Origin of the sequence: Neisseria sp. N95_16, assembly GCF_002551535.2 — a bacterium.
GTDB lineage: Bacteria > Pseudomonadota > Gammaproteobacteria > Burkholderiales > Neisseriaceae > Neisseria > Neisseria brasiliensis.
In genome coordinates this window covers 1-771 of the sequence record NZ_PDBT02000159.1, presented here as the reverse complement: position 1 = coordinate 771, position 771 = coordinate 1, and the positions used below count along the sequence as shown (strand labels likewise).

The following is a 771-nucleotide window of genomic DNA, read 5'->3' as shown; positions in this document are numbered from 1 at the left end:
TAGGGCGTGTCCTCAATTTAACTTAGCATGAATAATAGAGCAAGCCAAGTAAAGCATCGATTTAAAATTACGAGCTAATTTCTCATAGCGAGTAGCAATACTACGAAACTGCTTTAATCGTGCAAATGCATTCTCGACTAAGTGGCGTAATTTATAAAGGTAGCTATCAAAATCAGGGTTAGGTTTCTTGGCATTTTTACGCTTTGGTATAATAGCTTTCATACCGTGTTCTATCGCTTTATCTCTGATTTCTTGCGAGTCATACCCTTTGTCAGCGATAAAATACTGGGCTTCTTGTATGACTTCTATCAAGTCGTTTGCAACTTGACTGTCGTGCACGTTACCCCCAGTGACTTTAAAATCGAGCGGATTTCCATGCGAGTCCACACATAGGTGTATTTTTGTCGTGTTTCCGCCACGGCTTTGTCCAATTGCTCTATCGAAACCACGCCGAGCTCCACTTGCATGTTGATGACACCGTACATAACTTCCGTCGATGAATACCCATTCTTTGTCAATTTCTTTTCGTAGATCAAAAAAAAATTCTGCCACAAGCCTTTTTTAGACCATCGGTTAAAGCGGTTATAAGCGGTTTTCCATGACCCTAGCTCAATAGGTATGTCTCGCCATGGTGCACCTGTTCTTAGCTTCCATAGTATGGCTTCCATCACGGTACGGTCGTTCTTCCATTGATGACAGCCGTGCGCTTTCATGGTTGTTTGTAATTGTTCCCATATGTTGTCAGTTATTGCGGTTCTCGCCATTGTTTGT

At 41.9% G+C, this 771-nt stretch carries 1 protein-coding gene; it reads right to left on the bottom strand.

Features of this window, described 5'->3' with window-relative positions:
- Window positions 1-12: 12 nt before the first annotated feature.
- A protein-coding gene (locus CRG49_RS13005) for an IS5-like element IS1301 family transposase (RefSeq protein ID WP_096121706.1) occupies window positions 13-764 on the bottom strand; the annotation gives its coding sequence in 2 pieces (ribosomal slippage) (window positions 13-545 and window positions 545-764; 753 coding nt in all).
- Window positions 765-771 lie beyond the last annotated feature (7 nt).